This is a genomic window from Mesorhizobium sp. ES1-3, assembly GCF_020164795.1.
Classification (GTDB): Bacteria; Pseudomonadota; Alphaproteobacteria; order Rhizobiales; family Rhizobiaceae; genus Mesorhizobium.
The window spans coordinates 329,672-350,293 of record NZ_JAIUGW010000003.1 but is presented as its reverse complement, the minus strand read 5'-3'; the positions used below and the strand labels follow the sequence as shown (position 1 = coordinate 350,293).

The window sequence follows — 20,622 nt, the reverse complement described above, 5'->3', positions numbered from 1 at the left end:
CCGGCCGCAGTTTAATCGAAGAATCCGATTACCCATTGCCTGCCAGGGCAGAAAGGCGCTAGCCGATTGGGATCGCCTCGTTCGCTGATGGCCGGAATGCAGATAGAATTGCTCGATACATTCCTCGATCTCATCGAGACCCGGAATTTCAACAGGACCGCGGAGCGGCTTGGCATCACCCAGTCCACCGTCTCGAGCCGCATTCGCACGCTCGAGACGCTGCTGGAAAAACAGCTCTTCATTCGCAACAAGAGCGGGACGGAGCCCACCGCCGCCGGTGTACGCTTCGAGCAGCATGCGCGCGCGGTAAAGCTCAGATGGCTGGATGCGCGCCGCGAAATCCAGTCGGTCGGCAAGTTCGACCGTCTCATCCGCATCGGCATTCAGTTCGAGCTTTACGAGCGCGTCCTGCAGGAATGGCTGGTCTGGGTGAGGGCGACGATGCCCAAGTTGGCAATCTATGTCGAGATCGACTACTCAAACCAGATGATCCTGGACCTCACGACCGGCAGCCTCGATCTCGCCGTCCTTTATTCGCCGCAGCATCTTCCCGACATTCACTATGAGCAGATCGCCGAGGAGAGCTTCGTGATGGTCTCCACGCGCGGCGTGGCGTTCAGTGACATCACGCCGGCGGACTACATTCGCGCCAACTACTCCGCATCCTTCGATCGCGCGCACAAACAGATGCTGCCCGAACTGGAAAGCAGCCCGGTTTCGACCGGAAACGGCGGCGCTGTCGCCCATCTGCTGAGAAGCCAGGGCGGTACGGCCTTCGTCACCGCGGCGGTCGCGACGAAATTGCTTCAGGAGAAGGTGGCGGAGCTCGTCGCCGACGCGCCAAGAATCTCCCATCCGATCTATTCCGCCGTGCACGTGCGGCATCATCATTCACACACCCATGCCCGCTTGCTGAAGGCGCTCAAGCTGATGACGGTATAAGCGCCGCAGACGCAGGTGGTTACAGGTCGACTGCGATGTCGCTGGTCGGTGTGCTGCAGCAGGCAAGGACAAAGCCCGCCTCGCGCTCTGCATCCGAAAGGCCCCCCATCTCGTTCATGTCCACCGCGCCGCTTGCCAGCATGACCTTGCATGTTCCGCACAGGCCCATTCGGCAGGACGTCTCGACATGGATGCCGGCGGCCTCGGCAATATCCAAAATGGTCTCACCGGCGCCGGCCACGCGATTGATGCTGCAACGCTGGAAAAGAATGCTCCTTGCCTCGCCGCCTTGTCCCCTGTCAGCTGCAGATTTGATGGCGCCCGACGGCGTTGGGCCGAAGGCTTCTTCGAAAATCTCGCGTGCCGGTACCCCAAGCTCAAGAAGGTCGCGGCGCATCGCTTCCATGAACGCCGTAGGCCCGCATAGAAAGGCGCTACGTTCTGCCGCGTCCGGCACGAGTTCGGCCAGCTTGGTCATGTCAAGCCGGCCGCCGGCGCCAAGGGCGCCGGATGGCTGGCTGCAAACGGTCTCCACACGCAGCCCAGGCAGTTGGGCAAAGCTTCGCAGTTCGTCCTCGAAAAGAAGATCGCCTGGCGTTCGCGCGCATTGGATGAGGCAGATGTCGAGATCGCTGCCGGCATCGCTGAGCGACCGCAGCATTGACATGAACGGGGTGACGCCGCTGCCCGCGCAAAGGAAAAGTGCCTTTTGGAAGGCACGGCCCTCAAGCGTGAACATGCCGCCGGCTTCATCGATCTCGGCCGTCGCGCCTGCGCCGAAATGATCGTGGAGGATACGAGTCGCCTTGCCGTCCTTGGCGGCCTTGATCGTCAAAGCGATACGCTGCGGGCGGCTTGGTGGCGAGGCTATGGTGAAGACGCGGGAAAAGTGTTCACCGTTCCAGCCGAAGCGGATGGTGGTGGACTGGCCGGCACGGAAGTCGAAACCCCTGCCGTCGACGCGCTCGAAGACCAGCGTGACGACGTCGCTCGTCTCCTGGATGCGGTCCGTGCAGACACACAGGCGCGACGTATCGAGGAGGGCGCCATTGCAGGCGCTAGTGGGTACGACATTCATGGGCCGTCTCCAAAGACAGGTGATCTGGCTTGCGATAGCAGATCGGAGCGTGCCCATGCCGCATCTCGTTAATCGGAAAAAGCGTTCACATTTTACACCGGGACTCATGCCATGGCTGGCGTTGTCGATAGGATCAGCTGATCCAGAGCTTGCCGTTACTCCAACTCTGGCGGAATCCGTTCATGGCGACTAGGTTGCGATAGGTGCAGCCGCGACAGGCGAGGGAAATGACATATGACCGCGCCCGGTGATTTGCAGCAGGCCCTGTTCCTCAGGTTGAAAAGCGATGCGTCGCTATCGGCGCTGCTGGGCGGCGCCGGACTGCTCGAGCGGCCAACCGATAACGCCGCCTTTCCCTATGTGACTTCAGGCCAGACCTCTGCCTTCGACTGGGATACCGGCGCCGAGAACAATGACGACCAGCTGATCACGCTGCATGTCTGGTCGAAGGCCCATGGCGAAGCCGAAACGGTTGCCATCATGGCCGCCATCGAAGCACGCCTTGCTGACGCGGTGCTGGTGATCGGCCCGCGTGGCCAGACGCGGCTGTCGCTGGAATTCAGCGAGGCGCGTTATGATGAGGAACTGCTTGTCCATCACGGTCTGCTGCGATTCCGTGCGCTGACGCAGGAAAACGCCTGACGCGCTTTCAATATCATCGAAACGGAGTCTAACTGCGCTTTCGCGGGTTTCACTGGTGGGGCGGTGAAATCCGGATTGTCTGTCTCGCGTTGCAGGGGTATGGCGAGCATGATTTCAGGGCCGTTCACCGTTCATTTCACGTTCAGCACCGATGCGTTACAACGCCGGTCATGAAAACGCTTCGCTCCCATTTCCGAACCGCGACCCTGGCGCTTGGTGCTGCCGGGCTGTTTGCGTCGCAGGCAATGGCGATACCGGTGATCGCGCCCGACCAGCCCAGCCCGATCGTCTTGGCCGCATCCGACTGCTATGCGATCGGTCAACAGGTGGCCCAGCAGAATGGCGGGACGCTCGCCAAGGCCTCGGCGTCGACGCGTGGGGGCCAGCCGGTCTGCGTCATCGTCGTGCTCGTGCCCGGCAAGGACGGGCAGCGTCCGCGCCGCTCCGAAATCGTCGTTCCACAGAACTGACGCAGTCTTCCCTTCCTACAGGGCTCCGTTTCCCAGGCCGGCGGAATCGGCCTATATCTGCAACTTCAGTCCAACAGGCATTGGTCCCCGCATGCGCGTACTCGTCGTCGAGGATGACAAGGATCTCAACCGGCAGATTTCGGATGCGCTGGTCGATGCCGGCTATGTCGTCGACCGTGCCTTCGATGGCGAGGAGGGGCATTTCCTCGGCGACACCGAGCCTTACGATGCCGTCGTGCTCGACATCGGCCTGCCGCAGATGGACGGCATCAGCGTGGTCGAGCGCTGGCGTCGCGGCAGCCGCAAGATGCCGGTGCTGATCCTGACGGCGCGTGACCGCTGGAGCGACAAGGTGTCCGGCATCGACGCCGGTGCCGACGATTACGTCACCAAGCCGTTCCACATCGAGGAGGTGCTGGCGCGGGTCAGGGCCTTGATCCGCCGCGCCGCCGGCCACGCCTCGTCGGAACTGACCTGCGGGCCGCTGCGTCTCGACACCAAGGCTTCGAAGGCCGATGTCGCCGGCGTGCCGCTGAAATTGACCTCGCATGAATTCCGGCTGCTTGCCTATCTGATGCACCACATGGGCGAGGTCGTTTCGCGCACGGAACTGGTGGAACATCTCTACGACCAGGATTTCGATCGCGATTCCAACACGATCGAGGTCTTTGTCGGGCGGCTGCGCAAGAAGATGGGCATCGACATGATCGAAACCGTGCGCGGCATGGGCTACCGCATGCGTGAGCCGGAGGCGTAAGGCGGAACCGCTCCCTACCAACCCAACCGTGAGCAGACGGCTTTCGCTGCGCGCATGGCCGCGCTCGCTGACGTTCCGCGTCATCGCCTTCTCCACGGTGTGGGCGATCCTCACCCTGGTCGTCATCTTCACCCTGATCACCACGCTTTACCGCCAGGCCAGCGAGCGAGGCTTCGACAGCCTGCTGTCGGCGCATTTGTTCAACCTGATCGGCTCGGTCGGCATTTCCGACAGCGGCGCGCTGACCGGCTCGCCGGATCTTGGCGACCTCCGTTTCTCGGAACCGAATTCGGGCTGGTACTGGTCCGTCGAGCCCGCCTCGGAAGGGGTGCATGGCGATCTTCATTCTTCGTCCATGACCCGGACCGTCCCGTCGCCCGGCGTGGCGGATGTTCCCTTCAATGCCAATTTCCAGCGCAGCTATGCCGCGCAAGGCATCAACGGCGAGGAACTGGTCGTGTTCGAGAGCGAATTCGTTCTCGATACGAAGAACCGCGCCGCGCGCTTCCGCGTCATGGGCAACAAGACCGAACTGGAGCAGGAAATAGGGACCTTCCAGCGCCGCTTGCTGACCTATCTCGGCCTGTTCGGCATCGGCATGATCGCCATCAACGCCATCGCCATCCTGCTCGGGCTGCAGCCTCTGCGCAGGGTCCGCAACGCGCTTGCCATGGTGCGCGAGGGCACCGCGCAGAGGCTCGACGGCCGCTTTCCGGCCGAGATCGAACCTTTAGCCAACGAAACCAACGCGTTGATTGAAAACAACAAACGCATTGTCGAACGTTCGCGGACGCAGGTCGGCAACCTCGCCCATTCGCTGAAGACACCGCTCGCCGTCCTGCTCAACGAGGGCCGGGCGCTTGGCGGAGCCAAGGGACAATTGATCTCCGAGCAGGCCGCGTCCATGCAAAAGCAGATCGATCACTATTTGCAGCGCGCCCGCGTCGCGGCGCAGCGCGACAGCGTTGTCTACCGCACACCTGTGACACCGCTGGTGCAGCGCATGGTGCGCGTTTTGCAGAAGCTCAACCCGCAGACCAGCCTGTCGCTGTCGCTGCCGGCCACGGAGATCGTCTTTGCCGGCGAACGCGAAGACCTCGAGGAACTGCTTGGCAACCTTCTCGAAAATGCGATGAAATGGTCAAAGAGCGTGGTGTCGGTTGCGGTTGCGCCGTTGACCGGCAGCGGTGACAACCTGTTTGAGATCAGCATCGAGGACGACGGCCCTGGCATTCCCGAGGACAAGGCGCGCGAAGCCGTGAAGCGCGGACGGCGCCTGGACGAGACAAAACCGGGAACGGGTCTCGGCCTCGCCATCGTCGCCGACCTCGTCAACGAATATGGCGGCGGCCTGGTGCTGGAACGCTCCGGCATGGGCGGGTTGAAGGCAGTGGTACGATTGCGGAGCCTTCAGTGACGTTTCCCCCGGCCAATCGACACCGATGGGCGGCGCATGCTATTGGCGGCATATCGATTGACCTCGTACTGGCCGGCGGCGGCCAAATTTCCGACAAATATCATGGCCACGCCCACTTCTCAGATGATGCTCCTCGCGCATCCATGGCAGGCTCCAACTCAGGAATACCGGTTGTTGGCATGAAGATTCGCGTCGCGCTTGTTTCCGCCTTGCTGGCCGTATCGGGCTGCACCACCTTGAGCGGCAAGGGTCCGACCGTGGCGGCGACACCGGCCTCGACGCCCCCGGCGGGCGGCAAGGTCGTCACCAAGTCGATCATTTCCGCCATGGGTGGCGGCCTCATTGGCGGGGCGATCGGCAATGGCCTGAGCGACACGGAGAAGCGCAGCGCGCTCGAGGCCGAATACAAGGCGCTCGAATACAACACCAGCGGCCAGAAGGTGACGTGGAAGGGCGATCAGGCCTCGCGCCATGGCGAGGTCGTTCCAGCCCAACCTTACCGCGTCGGTTCGCAGGACTGCCGCCAGTACACGCAGACGGTATTCACCGGCAGCGCCAGTGTCACGGCGCACGGAACGGCCTGCCGCAATGCCGACGGCAGTTGGACGCCACTGACCTAGCCGGCCGGATCCGGTTGCGATCCGGCCAGTTGATGTCGATCAAGGACATTCGGCGCGCCTGCCGTCAAAGCGTCGCAGGATGCCTGTGTTGGCAGGGCAGGGCTCTGCCTTTATTGGAAGAACCATGCTGTTCTGGATCATAGCCGCAATCCTCACGCTTGGCGCCAGCCTGGCGGTGCTTTTGCCGCTGGCTGGGGCCTCCAAGGACGCGTCGTCGAGCGGCGATCACGATCTGGAAGTCTATCGCGATCAATTGGCCGAACTCGACCGCGACGCCGCACGCGGCCTGATCGGGCCCGCTGAAGCGGCCGAGGCGCGCGCCGAGATCGCCCGCCGCATCCTTCGCCTGGGCAACGCGGATATGGCGGACAAGACATCTGGCAGATCAGCATCGGTCACGGCACGGCTCGTCGCGACTGTCGCCGTCCTGGTGGTACCGTTGGTCAGCTGGGGGCTCTACAGCCAGATCGGCTCGCCTGACCTGCCGTCGCAGCCGCTCAGCGAGCGGCTGGCCAGGAACCCGGCCGATAGTTCGGTCGATGAACTGGTGGCGCGCGCCGAAGCCCATCTTGCCGCCAATCCTTCCGATGGGCGGGGCTGGGACGTTCTGGCGCCGGTCTATCTGCGCATGCAGCGCTTTGCCGACGCCGCGGCGGCCTACCGCAACGCCATACGCCTGGACGGCGACAATGCCGCCCGCCAGGCCGGCCTCGGCGAGGCGATAGCCGGTGCCGCGGGCGGTATCGTTTCGGCCGATGCCCAGGATGCCTTCGAGGCGGCCTTGAAGCTCGATCCGGCCAACGCGAAAGCCAGCTTCTATCTGGCCATGGCGTTGGCACAGGAGGGCCGCGGCAAGGAAGCGGCCGCCGCGTGGCAAGGGATGCTTGGCAGGCTGCCGCCGAATTCGCCGTGGCGGGGCGCCGTCGAACAGGCATTGGCCAAATCCGGCGGCCCCGAAGTCGCTTCCGGCGTGGCCGCGAAAAGCCCCGATGCCGCCGATGTCGACGCGGCATCCTCCATGTCGGCGCAGGACAGGGAAGCCATGATCAACACCATGGTCGCCGGCCTCGACGACAAACTTCGTCAAAATCCGCGCGACCCGGAAGGATGGATGCGGTTGGTTCGTTCCTATGTCGTGCTGGGCAAGACCGATCAGGCACGCGATGCGCTGGGCCGCGCCATTGCGGTCTTTGGAGCCGACAGTGACGAAGCCAGGAAATTCACCGCCTTTGCCGCCTCGCTCGGCCTGACGGCGACGGAGTAGAACTTGACATGACGCGCAAGCAGAAACGATTGTCGGTGATTGTGGGCGGCTTGGCTTTCCTCGCCGCCGCCACCGGCCTGACCTTCTACGCGCTTGGCCAGAAAGCGTCCTATTTCTACATGCCGACCGATCTGACCACTGCCAGCGTGCAGCCCGGCCAGCGCATCAGGCTCGGCGGTTTGGTCGAAAAAGGCACCATCCAGCGCGGCCAGGGCGCGACGGTCGCCTTTTCCGTCACCGACACCCACAAATCGGTCAAGGTGACCTATACCGGCATCCTGCCCGATCTTTTTCGCGAAGGGCAGGGCGTCATCACCGAGGGCACCTTCGGCGCCGACGGCGTCTTTGTCGCCGACAGCGTGCTGGCCAAGCACGATGAGCGTTACATGCCCAAGGAAGTTGCCGACGGGCTGAAGGCCAAGGGTGTCTGGCAGGAGAGCAAGAGTGAGTAACCCCGGCGGGAGAGCAAGCGTGAGTCGCGGGAATGGTTGAGACCGGACATTTCGCCCTGGTTCTGGCGTTCGCGCTTTCACTGGTGCAGACCATCGTGCCGCTGTTTGGCGCGCGGCTGAACAACCAGCGCCTGATGGCCGTCGGCGGTCCGGTCGCGGTGACTGGTTTTGCATTGACGGCGCTGTCCTTCGCAGCCCTTGCCAGCGCCTATGCAAGCTCCGATTTTTCGCTGGCGAACGTTTGGGAGAACTCGCATTCGCTTCAGCCGCTGATCTACAAGATCACCGGGACCTGGGGCAATCACGAAGGCTCGATGCTGCTCTGGGTGCTGATCCTGACCTTCTTCGGCGCGCTTGTCGCCGCTTTCGGCTCCAACCTGCCGGCGACGCTGCGCGCCAACGTGCTTGCGGTGCAGGGCGCCATTGGCGCTGCCTTCTTCCTGTTCATCCTGGTGACGTCCAATCCTTTCATCCGCCTCAACCCGGCGCCCATCGAAGGCCGCGATCTCAACCCGATCCTGCAGGATCTTGGCCTCGCCATTCATCCGCCGCTGCTCTATCTCGGCTATGTCGGCTTCTCGATCTGCTTTTCCTTCTCGGTCGCGGCCCTCATCGAGGGGCGCATCGATGCCTCCTGGGCGCGCTGGGTGCGGCCATGGACACTGGTCGCCTGGATGTTCCTGACCGGCGGCATCGCCATGGGATCGTACTGGGCCTATTACGAGCTCGGCTGGGGCGGCTTCTGGTTCTGGGACCCGGTCGAAAACGCTTCCTTCATGCCGTGGCTGGCGGGCACCGCGCTGTTGCATTCGGCCATCGTCATGGAAAAGCGCTCGGCTTTGAAGATCTGGACGCTGCTGCTCGCCATTTTGACCTTCTCGCTGTCGCTGCTCGGCACCTTCCTGGTGCGTTCGGGCGTCCTGACTTCCGTCCACGCCTTTGCCACCGATCCGACGCGCGGCGTCTTCATCCTGTGCATCCTGACGCTGTTCATCGGCGGCTCGCTGTCACTGTTTGCGCTGCGCGCATCGAAGTTGACGGCAGGCGGCTTGTTCCATCCGATTTCGCGCGAAGGCGCACTCGTCCTCAACAATCTGTTCCTGACCACGGCGACCGCCACCGTGCTGGTCGGCACGCTCTATCCGCTGGCGGTCGAGGCTTTTTCGGCCGACAAGATTTCGGTCGGAGCGCCGTTCTTCAACCTTACCTTCGCACCGCTGATGGTGCCGCTGCTGGTGATGGTTCCCTTTGGGCCGCTGCTGGCCTGGAAGCGCGGCGATGTGTTTGGCGTCGCGCAGCGTCTGATGGTCGCGTTTGCGGCCGCCCTTCTGGCGACGCTGGTCACCGCCTTGTTCATCGACGGCGCTTCGGTGCTTGCCGCGCTTGGCGTCGGCCTTGCCGTCTGGTTGATCCTTGGTGCGCTAACCGACATCGCCGTCAAAGCCGGGGTCGGCAATGTCGCCGTGCCGGTCATGGTCAGGCGTCTGGTTGGTCTGCCACGCTCGGTCTTCGGGACCGCTTTCGCGCATCTTGGCCTCGGCCTGACGGTGCTCGGCATTGTCGGCACGCTCTGCTTCGGCACGGAGAAGATCCTGTCCATGCATGCTGGTGAAATCGTCGAAATCTCCGGCCGCACGGTTCGTTTCGTCGGCCTCTATCCTGCCCAGGGACCGAACTACAGCGAGGATCGCGGCCGTTTCGAGCTGATCGGGGTCAGCGGCAGCCCTGTCGGCGAAATCAGTTCCGCCAAGCGTTTCTATCCCGTGCGGCAGATGACGACGACGGAGTCCGGCATCAAGACGATCGGCCTCTCCCAGCTCTACATTTCGCTCGGCGACGAGGGCAAGGACGGCTCGGTCGTGGTGCGTCTGTGGTGGAAGCCGCTGGTGACGCTGATCTGGGGCGGCGGCCTGGTGATGATGGCGGGTGCGGCCATGTCGCTGATGGACAGGCGCCTGCGTGTCGGCGCGCCATCGCGCCGTCGCAAGCAGGCGGTGGTGCCGGCGGGCCTGTCATGAAGGCAAGGTTTTCACTGACGTCGATTGTCCTGCTGCTGGCACTGCTCTTCGCCGGCACGGCAATGGCGGTGAAGCCTGACGAGATGCTGGCGGACCCGGCACTCGAGGCGAGAGCCCGGGCGCTGTCGGAAGGCTTGCGCTGCATGGTCTGCCAGAACCAGTCGATCGACGAATCCGACGCCGACCTTGCCCGCGACCTGCGGATCCTGGTGCGCCAGCGCCTCGTCGCCGGCGATACCGACCAGCAGGTGATGGACTATGTCGTTTCCCGCTACGGCGAGTTCGTGCTTCTGAAGCCGCGCTTCGACCTGCGCAACGCGTTGCTGTGGGGCACGCCGGTTCTCCTGCTTTTGGCCGGTGGCGTGTTCATAACGCTCAGCGCCCGTTCGCGCCGGGTTCCGGCAACGGCAGCGCTTTCGGCCGAAGAGCAGGCAGCTCTGGACAAGATGTTGGGCGATTAACCCGGCCATTCCTCCGGTGGCCAGTCCCGTGACGTGTGAATTACATGCACGATAACAACGCTGTCACGGCCAGAGATCGACCTCAACTCATAGACAATGATGTAGGGCAGGCCGCTGATTGGCTTCTCGTAGGTGCCGGTTACCCGGCCGGGACGGGCCGTCGCCATGTCACCAAGGTCCCGGCCTGTGTTGCGAATGCGATCTGCCAGGCGTCGTGCCGCGGCCGGGTTGTCCCGCACGGCTGCGGCCAAGGAATTCGTGTGACCTCGCCGCCACGACAAACATTACCAAAGTTTCATGTGTCGGAAATGGCGCTGTAATGTCCGCCGTTCTAATTCTCGTTTCCTGAGGATGCCGATCAAGGCGCGTCCGCTTGAAAGAGGATAAGAGATCCATGAATATTGCCCCCAATTCATATTCCCGCACCCGCAAGCGTCTTCTGGCTGCCGTCGCGTCCGTCGCTGTCGCCGGTGCGATCGGCGTTGGCGCGCTGACCAGTGGAACCAGCCCCGTTCTGGCTGACGCCGTACGTGTCGAGGCTCCGCAGGTTCCGAGCTTCGCCGATGTCGTGGAGCGCGTTTCGCCAGCCGTGGTCAGCGTCAAGGTCAAGGCCAAGCTGCAGCCGACAGCCGATGACGGTTCCGGCGATCAGGGCGGTTTCGACAATCTTCCCAACAATCCGCAGCTGCGCCGCTTCTTCAAGGAATTCCGCGGCTTTGGTGACCAGGGTGGCCAGAACGACGAAGGTCACCGCCGCTTCGGTCACCGCGATCGCAACAACGACCAGCCGCGTCCGGTGGCACAGGGCTCGGGCTTCTTCATTTCCGAAGACGGTTATCTCGTAACCAACAACCACGTCGTCGACGAGGGCACCGCTTTCACCGTTGTGACCAATGACGGCAAGGAACTCGACGCCAAGCTGGTCGGCACCGATCCGCGCACCGACCTCGCCGTGCTCAAGGTCGATGGCGGCGGCAAGTTCACCTATGTCGACTTCGCCGACGATTCCAAGGTTCGCGTCGGCGACTGGGTCGTGGCTGTCGGCAACCCGTTCGGCCTCGGTGGCACCGTCACCGCCGGCATCATCTCGGCGCGCGGCCGCGATATCGGCGCTGGCCCTTATGACGATTTCCTCCAGATCGACGCCTCGGTCAACCGCGGCAATTCGGGTGGCCCGACCTTCAATCTCAACGGCCAGGTGGTCGGCATCAACACCGCCATCTTCTCGCCCTCGGGCGGCAGCGTCGGCATCGCCTTCGACATTCCCGCCACGACCGCCAAGCAGGTCGTCGCAGACTTGATGAAGAACGGCGCGGTCCAGCGCGGCTGGCTCGGCGTCGAAATCCAGCCGGTCACTTCCGACATCGCCGAATCGCTCGGTCTGAAGTCCAACAATGGCGCGTTGGTTTCGAGCGCCCAGGACGATGGCCCCGGCAAGAAGGCCGGCATCACGGCAGGTGATGTCATCACCCAGGTCGATGGCAAGGATGTTGCCTCGCCGAAGGAACTCGCCCGTCTGATCGGCGCCTATTCGCCGGGCAAATCGGTTGACGTCACCGTGTGGCGTGACGGCAAGAGCCAGACGGTCAAGGTCGATCTCGGCAAGCTGCCCGCCAGCGACAAGCAGGCGTCGGGCGATCAGCAGCAGCAGCAACCCGCCGCTCCGGCAAAGCCGGACACGCTGGCTGATCTCGGCCTCACCGTCACCAAGTCCGAAAACGGTAAGGGTCTGGTGGTGACCGACGTCGACCCCGACAGCGCCGCCGCCGACCGCGGCATCCAGCCGGGCGACGTCATCACCGCGGTCAACTCGGCGGAAGTCAACGGCACCGAAGACGTCACCAAGGCCATGGCCGATGCGGTCAAATCCGGACGCAAGGCGGTGCTGATGCAGATCACCCGTGACGACAACAACCGCTTCGTCGCGGTGCCGGTGGCCAAGGGCTGAGACGACTTTTCCAATGCGGCGGTTTCAACACCCCCGAGTCGCCGCATGGGAAAGCAAGAAGGAGAGCCCGTTAGTCAGTCATCGCGCTCTTCTTCAGCGGCAGCGGGCTTCCCATCGCCCGCTGCCGCGCCCCGCATATGGCTGCCCATCACGCCCTCGTGCCCGAAGCCGGTCGGTTCGGTGGTTGCGGGATGACGACATGACCGGGAACTGGCATGTCCGGCGTAACGACGCCACGGAACAAAGATTTTATCGCGTACGCTCTCGATCATCCTGATCGCGATACGTTTTGGCAAAGGCTAAAATGCAGATGCCGGCTACTCAACCTTCCAGCGAAATCGCGTATAACGGCCCTATGAAGATTCTCGTCATAGAAGACGATCGCGAGGCTGCGGATTATCTGCAGAAAGCCTTCACGGAAGCGGGTCATACCGCGCATGTCGCGGGTGACGGCGAGACCGGCTTCGCGCTTGCCGATGCGGGTGATTATGACGTGATGGTCATCGATCGGATGATGCCGCGCCGCGACGGCCTGTCGGTCATTGCCGCTCTCCGTTCCAGGGGCAACACGACGCCAGTGCTCATCCTGTCGGCGCTGGGCGAGGTCGATGACCGTGTCACCGGGCTGCGCGCCGGCGGCGACGACTATCTGACCAAGCCCTATGCCTTTTCCGAACTTCTGGCGCGTGTCGAGGTGCTGAACCGACGCGCCAGCGCCAAGGAGGCCGAGACCGTCTACCGGGTTGGCGACCTTGAACTCGACAGGCTGTCGCATTCTGTCCGCCGGGCGGCGCGCGAGATCACGCTGCAGCCGCGCGAATTCCGCTTGCTCGAATATCTCATGCGCCATGCCGGCCAGGTTGTGACGCGCACCATGCTTCTCGAAAATGTCTGGGACTATCATTTCGATCCACAGACCAATGTCATAGATGTCCACGTCTCGCGGCTGCGCGGCAAGATCGAAAAGGGCTTCGACAAGCCGATCCTGCATACGGTTCGCGGCGCCGGATACATGCTGAAGGGCGGCTAGGCGGCAGCATGGCGCTTTCCGTGCCCGCCATCATGAAGACGACGGCCGCACGGCTTTCGGCGCTTTATCTCCTGCTCTTCGCACTCTGCGCGGTGCTGCTCGTCCTCTACATGACTTCGCTCTCGGCGCGCATGTTAACCGCGCAGACGCAGGAGACCATCAACGACGAGGTGCTCGGCCTTGCGCGCGCCTATCAGCGGGGTGGCCTGCCGGTATTGGTCCGCGTGGTCGAGGCCCGCTCGCGCCAACCCGGCGCCAACCTCTATCTGATTGCCGATGCCAACGGCCAGATCCTGACCGGTAACGTGCAGAGTCTGGAGCCGGGAGTTCTCGAAAACGAAGGCTGGACCACCAGCCCTTTTTCGTATCAGCGCTTTGGCGAGGGAGAGCTCGATCGTCTACGCAATTTGCCTGCCGACAAGGGGACGGCACAGCCCGACCAGAGCGACACGCAGGCGCAGGGCGAGAAGGGCCACAACGCCATTGCCCTGGTGCTGCGGCTGCCCAATCAGATGATCATGCTGGTCGGCCGCGATCTCGGCGAACCGGAGCGGTTCCGTGCCGTCATCCGCCGTTCGCTGGTGCTGGCGCTCGGCATGATGGGGGTGGGCGGCATCCTAATCTGGTTCTTTGTTGGCCGCGCGGCATTGAAGCGTATCGACGGGGTTTCCGAGGCAAGCCGGCGCATTATGGGCGGTGATCTCAGTGGCCGGTTGCCGGTGACCGGCGCCGGTGACGAGTTCGACCGGCTATCGGAAAACCTCAATGTCATGCTGGCCAGGATCTCCACGCTCAACGAAGGCCTGAAGCAGGTATCCGACAACATCGCGCATGACCTGAAGACGCCGCTGACCCGGCTGCGCAACCGGGCCGAAGCGACGCTTTCCGGCAAGCAGAAAACATCGGATTATCGGCAGGCGCTGGAAGGCACCATCGCCGAGTCCGACCAGCTGATAAAAACCTTCAACGCCATCCTGATGATCTCCCGGCTGGAGGCTGGGTATTCCTCCGAGCACACCAGCCGCGTCGATCTGGCGGAGGCCGTGCGTGATGTGGTCGAACTTTACGAGCCGGTGGCCGAGGAGGCTGGCGTTTCGCTGGACGCCGAGGTGAACGGTGCTTTTGTCGTCGACGGCAACCGCGAACTGATCGGTCAGGCGCTTTCCAACATCGTCGACAATGCGATCAAGTATTCGACCGATTCGACGTCCAAACCGGCGGTCCGTGTGACGCTCGAACGCACGCATGGAGAGATCAGGCTTTCCGTCGCCGACAACGGCCAGGGCATTCCCGACGATGCCGATCGCGCCCGAGCGACGGAACGCTTCGTGCGGCTTGAGAAGAGCCGTTCGCAGCCTGGTTCGGGCCTTGGCCTCAGTCTCGCCAAGGCGGTCATGACATTCCATTACGGCCGGCTTGACCTGTTGTCTGGCAATCCGGGACTATCCGTGGTCATGAGTTTCCCCGCGCGGGAGGACCACTGATGGCGGCCGTTGCCAAGCGGAGCAAGACAGGCTGGCTGCTGAGCCTGGAAACCCCGCTTGCTCCGCTCGACGAGGGCCGGGCACGGCAGGAACTGTCCGAAATCGCGGATGCAGCGCGCGAAGAAGGGTTGATACGCGCGGCCAAATTCCTGGCCGGCAAGGGGACGGCGCAGGATTTCCTGGCCGCCGTCTTCGACCTTTCGCCGTTCCTGCGCGATACCGCGCGCCGCCGGCCGCAAATCCTGGATGGCCTGTTCGACCTGCCGATCGAGGCCCGCCTGAAGGCGATCACCGCCGCGATCGACCAGGCGCCGCTGGCCGAAACGGTCTCGGAATCCGGCCTGATGATGGAACTGCGCCAGCACAAGGCCGAGGCGCATTTCCTGATCGCGCTCGCCGATCTCTCGGGCGAGGCCGAAACCTCGCTGACTGTAAGGCGGTTGAGCGATCTCGCCGACGCCTGCGCCCGCGCGGCCGTCGATTTCCTGCTGCGTGACGCGCACAGCCAGGGCAAGCTCAAACTGCCCGACCTGGACAGCCCGTCGCATCAATCGGGCTGGATCCTGCTCGGCATGGGCAAGCTCGGCGCGCACGAGCTGAATTTCTCCTCCGACATCGACCTCGTCGTGTTCTTCGATCCGGAGGCGCCCGCCGTGGTCGATCCTCTCGACGCTACCGACCTGTTCTCGCGCCTGACGCGCCGGCTGGTGCGCATCCTGCAGGATCGCACCGAGCACGGCTATGTCTTCCGCACCGACCTGAGATTGCGTCCCGACCCCGGTTCGACCCCGCTGGCGATTCCGGTTGAAGCCGCGCTTCGCTACTACGAGGCGCGCGGCCAGAACTGGGAGCGTGCCGCGATGATCAAGGCGCGCCCGGTCGCCGGCGATCTCGCCGCGGGCGATGCCTTTCTCAAGGAGCTCCAGCCCTATATCTGGCGCAAATACATGGACTACGCGGCTATTGCCGACGTCCATTCGATCAAGCGCCAGATTCATGCCCATAAGGGCCATGGCGAGATCGCCGTGAAAGGGCACAACGTCAAGCTTGGGCGCGGCGGCATCCGAGAGATCGAGTTCTTCGTCCAGACCCAGCAGCTCATCGCCGGCGGCCGCTTCCCGGAGCTGCGCGGCCGCGAAACCGTGCCGATGCTCGGTCAGCTCGCGGCTCGGGGCTGGATCACATCGGATGCGCGTGACGCGCTCGCCCGCCAGTACTGGTTCCTGCGTCGGGTCGAACATGCCATCCAGATGGTGGCCGACGAGCAGACGCACATGCTGCCGGAAGACGATGAAGGGCTGGAGCGCATCGCCCGCATGCTGGGCTTTGCCGACGCGGCCGCGTTTGCCGGGGTGTTCCGTGCCTCGCTACAGCAGGTCGAGCGCCACTATGCCGCGCTGTTCGAAACCGCGCCCGAGCTTTCGGCCGGCATCGGCAACCTGGTCTTCACCGGTGACGTCGACGACCCGGACACGCTGCGGACCCTGCACGGTCTCGGCTTTCAGCGGCCAAGCGATATCTGCCGTGTCATCCGCGGCTGGCATTTCGGCCGCTATCGCGTCACCCGGTCGGCGGAGGCGCGCGAGCGGCTGACGGAACTGACGCCGGCACTGCTCAAGGCTTTTGGCCAGACGCGCCGGGCCGATGAGGCGCTGGTCCGTTTCGACGAGTTCCTTGCTGGCCTGCCGGCCGGCATCCAGCTGTTCTCATTGCTGCAGTCGAACCCCGCACTGCTCAGGCTGATGGCGACGATCATGGGCGCGGCGCCCCGGCTGGCGGCGATCATCACCCGCCGGCCGCATGTCTTCGACGGCTTGCTCGACCCGGCATTGCTGACCGAGCTTCCCGACCGCGCCTATCTCTCGGCACGGCTTTCCGCCTTCCTCGAAGGCGAAAGGGCCTATGAGGAGGTGCTCGACAGGCTGCGCATATTTGCTTCCGAACAGAAATTCCTGATCGGTGTGCGGCTGCTCGCGGGCTCGATCGATCCGGCCCGCGCCGGCCGCGCTTTCTCCGATCTGGCGGACCTGACCATCGCGGCTGCGCTGCAAGCGGTGACCGCCGAATTCGCGGTGCGCCATGGCACGATCGCCGGCGGCGTGGTTTCGCTGCTCGGCATGGGCAAGCTCGGCAGCCGCGAATTGACCGCCGGATCGGATGTCGATCTCATTCTGCTCTACGACCACGATGCGGATGCCGAGGACTCCGACGGCGACAAGCCGCTGGCGCCGTCGCACTATTATTCCCGCATGACGCAGCGGCTGATATCGGCCGTGTCGGCGCCGACGGCGGAAGGAGTGCTCTACGAACTCGACCTGCGGCTGCGGCCTTCCGGCAACAAGGGACCGGTCGCCACCCACATCGATGCCTTCAAGAAATACCAGCGCCAGGAGGCCTGGACGTGGGAACACATGGCCCTGTCGCGGGCGCGGCCGATTGCTGGTGACGCCAGCCTGTGCGGCGAGGTCGAGGCGGAAGTTGCCGCGGTGCTGAGCCAAGCGCGCGATGCGGCAAAGGTGAGGGCCGAGGCGTCGGACATGCGTGCCATGATCGAGCAGGAAAAGCCGCCCCGCGACCTGTGGGACATCAAGCTGATTCCCGGCGGTCTGATCGATCTCGAATTCATAGCACAGGTGGCTGTCATCACCGGACAGGTCGAGGCCGGGCCGCGCGTCACCGGCACGGCCGAGATCCTGTCTCGCCTGACGCCCCGTTTCGCCAATGCCGGGATCAGGCAGGACCTTGGCCATGCTTACGCCCTGTATCTGGCGCTGACCCAGATGACGCGGCTGTGCCTTACCGGACCCTTCGAACGTGACGACGTTCCGCCGGGGCTTTCGGATCTGCTTCTAGCGGTCACCGACCTGCCGGATTTCGGTGTGCTGGAGGCACACCTCAAGGAGACGTCGCAAAAGGTCAGGAAGGATTTCGACCTTTTGCTTCGTGCCGGGGGTTCGTGATCAACGAGCGTTCGGCCGCATCGGGGGTGACGATGCAACAGGAGAAAACCATGAGAAAGACAACCAAGCTCGCACTTGCCTTCATCGCCCTGGCCGGAGCCGTTGGCGGCGGTGCCTATGCCGAGAATGTCGACAGCGCGAACATGCGTGAGCGCACCATGATGCGGCTCGACAAGGCAATGAAGGACAATGGCGGGACCATCACGTTCGACCAGTTCTCCAATGTCGTGGACGCGCGGCTCAAGAAGCTTGTCGCCGACAATGGCGGCAAGCTGACTGTCGCCCAACTCGCCGACGCACTGGAGAAGGCGCGCTTCGAACGCATGGCCAGGCGCATCATCGCCCGGTACGATAGCAAGGGCGACGGCACGTTGACATCAGACGACATCACGGGCCGCGAAAAGAAGCTTTTCGCGATACTCGACAAGAACAACGACGGAAAGATCGAGAACCGCGAGCTGCCGAAGAGCGGGCGCTTTGGCCGCCATCGTCAAGGAGGCGACGACGAAAACGGCATGCAGTGAGGCTGGCTGACGCAGGCTCCGGCGCCGTCAGCCGAGGCCTGCCGCTCAGGCCGCAACCTTGATCGTCGATGTTGCCTTCTTCAGCGGAATGCGCACCGACACGATCGTGCCGACGCCTTCGGTGGAACGGATCTTCAGTGCGCCTCCTTGCAACTCGGCCAGCGAGCGCGAAATGGCAAGGCCGAGGCCGGAGCCTGCATGGTTCTTGGAGAACTGGTTCTGCACCTGCTCGAAGGGACGCCCCAGCTTGCCGAGCGCTTCCTTCGGGATTCCGCAGCCATTGTCCTCGATCGTCAGCACCAGCGCGCCCGACGTGTTGCGGGCCCTGACCGATATGTGGCCGCCCTGGCCGGTGAATTTCACCGCGTTGGACAGAAGGTTGATGACGATCTGCTTGATCGCCCGGCGATCGGCGAACAGCGTCAGCGCGTCGGCGATACGCGTCTCCACGGTGATCGCCTTCTGCGCCGCCTGCAGCGAGACGACACGCACCGTCTCACTGATCAGCGGACCGAGGTCGATCTGCTCCTGGTCCAGCGAGAACTGGCCGGCCTCGATCTTGGACATGTCGAGAATGTCGTTGATGACGCCGAGCAGGTATTTGCCGCTGCTGTTGATGTCGGTGGCGTACTCCTCGTAGCGCTCCGAGCCCAGAGGGCCGAACAGCCCCTGTTCCATCAGTTCCGAGAAGCCGATGATGGCATTCAGCGGCGTGCGCAATTCATGCGACATGTTGGCCAGGAATTCCGATTTGGCCCGGTTCGCCGCTTCGGCGCGCTCGGTTTCCTTCATGTATTTGCGGTTGAGGTCGACCAGTTCGCGCGACCGTTCCTCTTCGGCCCGCCGTGCGAGGCTGAGATCATGGATCGTCGCCATCAGCCGGCGCTCGCTGTCGACCAGCTTTTCCTGGTGCAGCTTGATCTGGGTGATGTCGGATCCGACCGAGACGGTGCCGCCATCCCTGGTTCTGAGTTCGTTGACCTGCAGCCAGCGGCCGTCGGACAGCTGCCGCTCGAACGTGGCGCCGCCCTGCGGACCATTGCTGTTTGCAAGCCGGCGCTCCGAAGCAAAGGCCAGCATCCGCTCTTCCAGGGACGCGCGCGTCACACCTGGCATCACGTCGCGATCCGAGAGCCCGTTGTCCTGCTGGTATTTGGAATTGCACATGATCAGGTGCTGAGCCGAATCCCACAGCACGAAAGATTCATTGATGTTCTCGATCGCGGTCCTGAGGCGAAGATCGGCCGCTTCGGAGCGCAGCGCCAGATGCCGTTGCTCGGTGACGTCGACCGCGATGCCGATCAGCTGGATCTCCGGCGCTTCCGGATCCATGACCTGTGCCCGGGCGCGCATCCACACCCATTGGCCATCGGCATGCCGCATCCGGAACACCTGGTCGATGTGGTCGATCTCGCGCGCTACGATCCTGTTGGCGAGCTCGAACAGGTCGCCGTCCTCGGGATGGATGATCTCGTCGACCTCGCCGAAGGACAGCATCGTCTCGCAGGGTTCGTAGCCGAGCATGTCGTACATCGAGCGCGACCAGTACATCTTGCCGCGCACCATGTCCCAGTCCCACAGGCCGCAACGGCCGCGAACCAGCGCCATGTCGATACGCTGATGTGCTTCGAGATAGATGCGGTCGGCTGCCTGCGCGCGCGCCGCCTGCCCGAAATAGGCATAGAGGATGATGATCAGCACGCCGCCCGTCAGCACGAACAGCGTGACATTCAACGAGACGGTCTTGCGCCACGTGTCGAAGACCGCTTCCTGCGGCACAAGCGCCGCGGCGGCTCCCTTCCTGTCCCTGGACAGGCTGACCGCCGCATACCAGTCCTGCCCGCCGATGTTGACCTCCATGACACCGGCGCGATCGCCGAACATGAACAGCGGTTGGCCGCCCTGGACGAGGCTGTCGAGCGAATGGCCTTGCCAGGGCACCGAACGCGGCGTCACCGCGGTGATCCTGAAGGCGCTGTCGGTGATGACAAGCACATGGCTGCGGCCCATCGCTCCCTGGCGGCTGGTGGTCTCCAGCAGGTCCTGGGTGGCGCCCGGCAGCGTGTCCGACGTGGTGGCGAGCGAACTGGCGAGCTGCGCGGCGGCCAGCGTCAGGACCGCCTTGGCGTCGCGCTCGACATCGTCACGCTCGTTCATCAGCGAGAGCACACGCAGCGCCGCGATGACGATCAGGAAGATGATGATGAGGGCCGGTATCGACCGGCGCAGCAGCGGTTCGGCCGCCAGAAGCCGCTTGTAGGCCGGTTCGGCAATGAGCCGCGTATTCCCGGCAAGGCCGTCGCCGCGCGTCTCACGACGCGCAAAAGCCATCCCTCCGGGCGCGCCCCACGCGTCCGCCTTCGCCATAAATGGCACTCCCCGATTTCCAGTATGCCGCATTTCTATGTGCTGGTGATCCGGCAACACCGCACGTCCGAATCGCCATTAAAGAATCAAAGGTGATTCGCCTTGTCCAGTGGTCCGGCGAAAAAAGATTAAAAATCGACTAAAATAGCGGGCTTTTGGAAGTGCGGCGGCTCGGCCTTGCCCCGCCG

Annotated in this window: 18 protein-coding genes; 15 read left to right on the top strand and 3 right to left on the bottom strand. The window is 63.6% G+C overall.

Going from position 1 to position 20,622, the window contains the following annotated elements; translation table 11 throughout:
• The first annotated feature begins 96 nt into the window (after positions 1-96).
• Positions 97-942 carry a LysR family transcriptional regulator gene (locus tag LB536_RS07000; RefSeq protein ID WP_140759165.1) on the top strand — a complete coding sequence of 282 codons (846 nt, stop codon included), beginning with the start codon at positions 97-99 and terminating at the stop codon, positions 940-942.
• 19 nt (positions 943-961) lie between these two features.
• On the opposite strand, the gene LB536_RS06995 is transcribed toward LB536_RS07000, so the two are convergent.
• Entirely contained in the window at positions 962-2,020 is a 1,059-nt protein-coding gene (locus tag LB536_RS06995; protein WP_224590580.1) for a flavin reductase family protein, read from the bottom strand.
• A gap of 234 nt (positions 2,021-2,254) precedes the next feature.
• On the opposite strand from LB536_RS06995, the gene LB536_RS06990 reads away from it, so the two are divergent.
• The 9 genes from LB536_RS06990 to LB536_RS06950 all read left to right on the top strand — a co-directional run bounded on the left by LB536_RS06990 (position 2,255) and on the right by LB536_RS06950 (position 10,121).
• Positions 2,255-2,662: a DUF3168 domain-containing protein gene (locus tag LB536_RS06990; protein ID WP_140810159.1), complete on the top strand. Its 408-nt coding sequence runs from the start codon at positions 2,255-2,257 to the stop codon at positions 2,660-2,662.
• A 170-nt stretch (positions 2,663-2,832) separates the two neighbouring features.
• Positions 2,833-3,132, top strand: coding sequence for a hypothetical protein (locus tag LB536_RS06985; RefSeq protein WP_027143934.1), 300 nt, complete (start codon positions 2,833-2,835; stop codon positions 3,130-3,132).
• 91 nt (positions 3,133-3,223) lie between these two features.
• Positions 3,224-3,889 (top strand): response regulator transcription factor, encoded by a 666-nt coding sequence (locus LB536_RS06980; RefSeq protein WP_140810161.1) that lies wholly within the window; start codon positions 3,224-3,226, stop codon positions 3,887-3,889.
• A 28-nt stretch (positions 3,890-3,917) separates the two neighbouring features.
• Complete coding sequence (locus LB536_RS06975; protein ID WP_224590579.1) at positions 3,918-5,306, top strand: ATP-binding protein; 1,389 nt, start codon at positions 3,918-3,920, stop codon at positions 5,304-5,306.
• 179 nt (positions 5,307-5,485) lie between these two features.
• Complete coding sequence (locus LB536_RS06970) at positions 5,486-5,926, top strand: hypothetical protein (RefSeq protein WP_224590578.1); 441 nt, start codon at positions 5,486-5,488, stop codon at positions 5,924-5,926.
• Between the two features lie 124 nt (positions 5,927-6,050).
• A complete protein-coding gene (gene ccmI / locus LB536_RS06965) occupies positions 6,051-7,190 on the top strand; it encodes a c-type cytochrome biogenesis protein CcmI (protein ID WP_224590577.1) in 1,140 nt (379 codons plus the stop codon).
• An 8-nt stretch (positions 7,191-7,198) separates the two neighbouring features.
• Positions 7,199-7,642, top strand: a complete 444-nt coding sequence (gene ccmE / locus LB536_RS06960) for a cytochrome c maturation protein CcmE (protein WP_224590576.1) — start codon at positions 7,199-7,201, stop codon at positions 7,640-7,642.
• A gap of 32 nt (positions 7,643-7,674) precedes the next feature.
• The gene (locus LB536_RS06955) at positions 7,675-9,660 is read left to right on the top strand and encodes a heme lyase CcmF/NrfE family subunit (RefSeq protein ID WP_140810167.1); all 1,986 of its coding nucleotides are present in this window, start codon (positions 7,675-7,677) and stop codon (positions 9,658-9,660) included.
• Positions 9,657-10,121: a cytochrome c-type biogenesis protein CcmH gene (locus LB536_RS06950; RefSeq protein ID WP_224590575.1), complete on the top strand. Its 465-nt coding sequence runs from the start codon at positions 9,657-9,659 to the stop codon at positions 10,119-10,121. The genes LB536_RS06955 and LB536_RS06950 overlap by 4 nt, the downstream gene beginning before the upstream one ends.
• On the opposite strand, the gene LB536_RS06945 is transcribed toward LB536_RS06950, so the two are convergent.
• The gene (locus tag LB536_RS06945; protein WP_411966534.1) at positions 10,118-10,402 is read right to left on the bottom strand and encodes a type II toxin-antitoxin system RelE/ParE family toxin; all 285 of its coding nucleotides are present in this window, start codon (positions 10,400-10,402) and stop codon (positions 10,118-10,120) included. The two genes, LB536_RS06950 and LB536_RS06945, sit on opposite strands and share 4 nt — an antisense overlap.
• A gap of 113 nt (positions 10,403-10,515) precedes the next feature.
• Here LB536_RS06945 and LB536_RS06940 point away from each other — a divergent pair, with 113 nt between their 5' ends.
• The 5 genes from LB536_RS06940 to LB536_RS06920 all read left to right on the top strand — a co-directional run bounded on the left by LB536_RS06940 (position 10,516) and on the right by LB536_RS06920 (position 18,067).
• A complete protein-coding gene (locus LB536_RS06940; protein WP_140759185.1) occupies positions 10,516-12,069 on the top strand; it encodes a Do family serine endopeptidase in 1,554 nt (517 codons plus the stop codon).
• Positions 12,070-12,424: 355 nt separating this feature from the next.
• Positions 12,425-13,099 carry a response regulator transcription factor gene (locus tag LB536_RS06935; RefSeq protein WP_023771592.1) on the top strand — a complete coding sequence of 225 codons (675 nt, stop codon included), beginning with the start codon at positions 12,425-12,427 and terminating at the stop codon, positions 13,097-13,099.
• An 8-nt stretch (positions 13,100-13,107) separates the two neighbouring features.
• On the top strand, positions 13,108-14,583 hold the full coding sequence (locus tag LB536_RS06930; RefSeq protein WP_140810172.1) for an ATP-binding protein: 1,476 nt from the start codon (positions 13,108-13,110) through the stop codon (positions 14,581-14,583).
• Positions 14,583-17,543, top strand: coding sequence for a bifunctional [glutamine synthetase] adenylyltransferase/[glutamine synthetase]-adenylyl-L-tyrosine phosphorylase (locus LB536_RS06925; RefSeq protein WP_224590574.1), 2,961 nt, complete (start codon positions 14,583-14,585; stop codon positions 17,541-17,543). Before LB536_RS06930 ends, LB536_RS06925 begins: the two co-directional genes overlap by 1 nt.
• Before the next feature lie 50 nt (positions 17,544-17,593).
• Complete coding sequence (locus tag LB536_RS06920; protein WP_140810174.1) at positions 17,594-18,067, top strand: hypothetical protein; 474 nt, start codon at positions 17,594-17,596, stop codon at positions 18,065-18,067.
• A 45-nt stretch (positions 18,068-18,112) separates the two neighbouring features.
• Here the strand turns inward: LB536_RS06920 and LB536_RS06915 are convergent, their stop codons facing one another.
• The gene (locus LB536_RS06915; RefSeq protein ID WP_224590573.1) at positions 18,113-20,434 is read right to left on the bottom strand and encodes a PAS domain-containing sensor histidine kinase; all 2,322 of its coding nucleotides are present in this window, start codon (positions 20,432-20,434) and stop codon (positions 18,113-18,115) included.
• Positions 20,435-20,622: the final 188 nt, after the last annotated feature.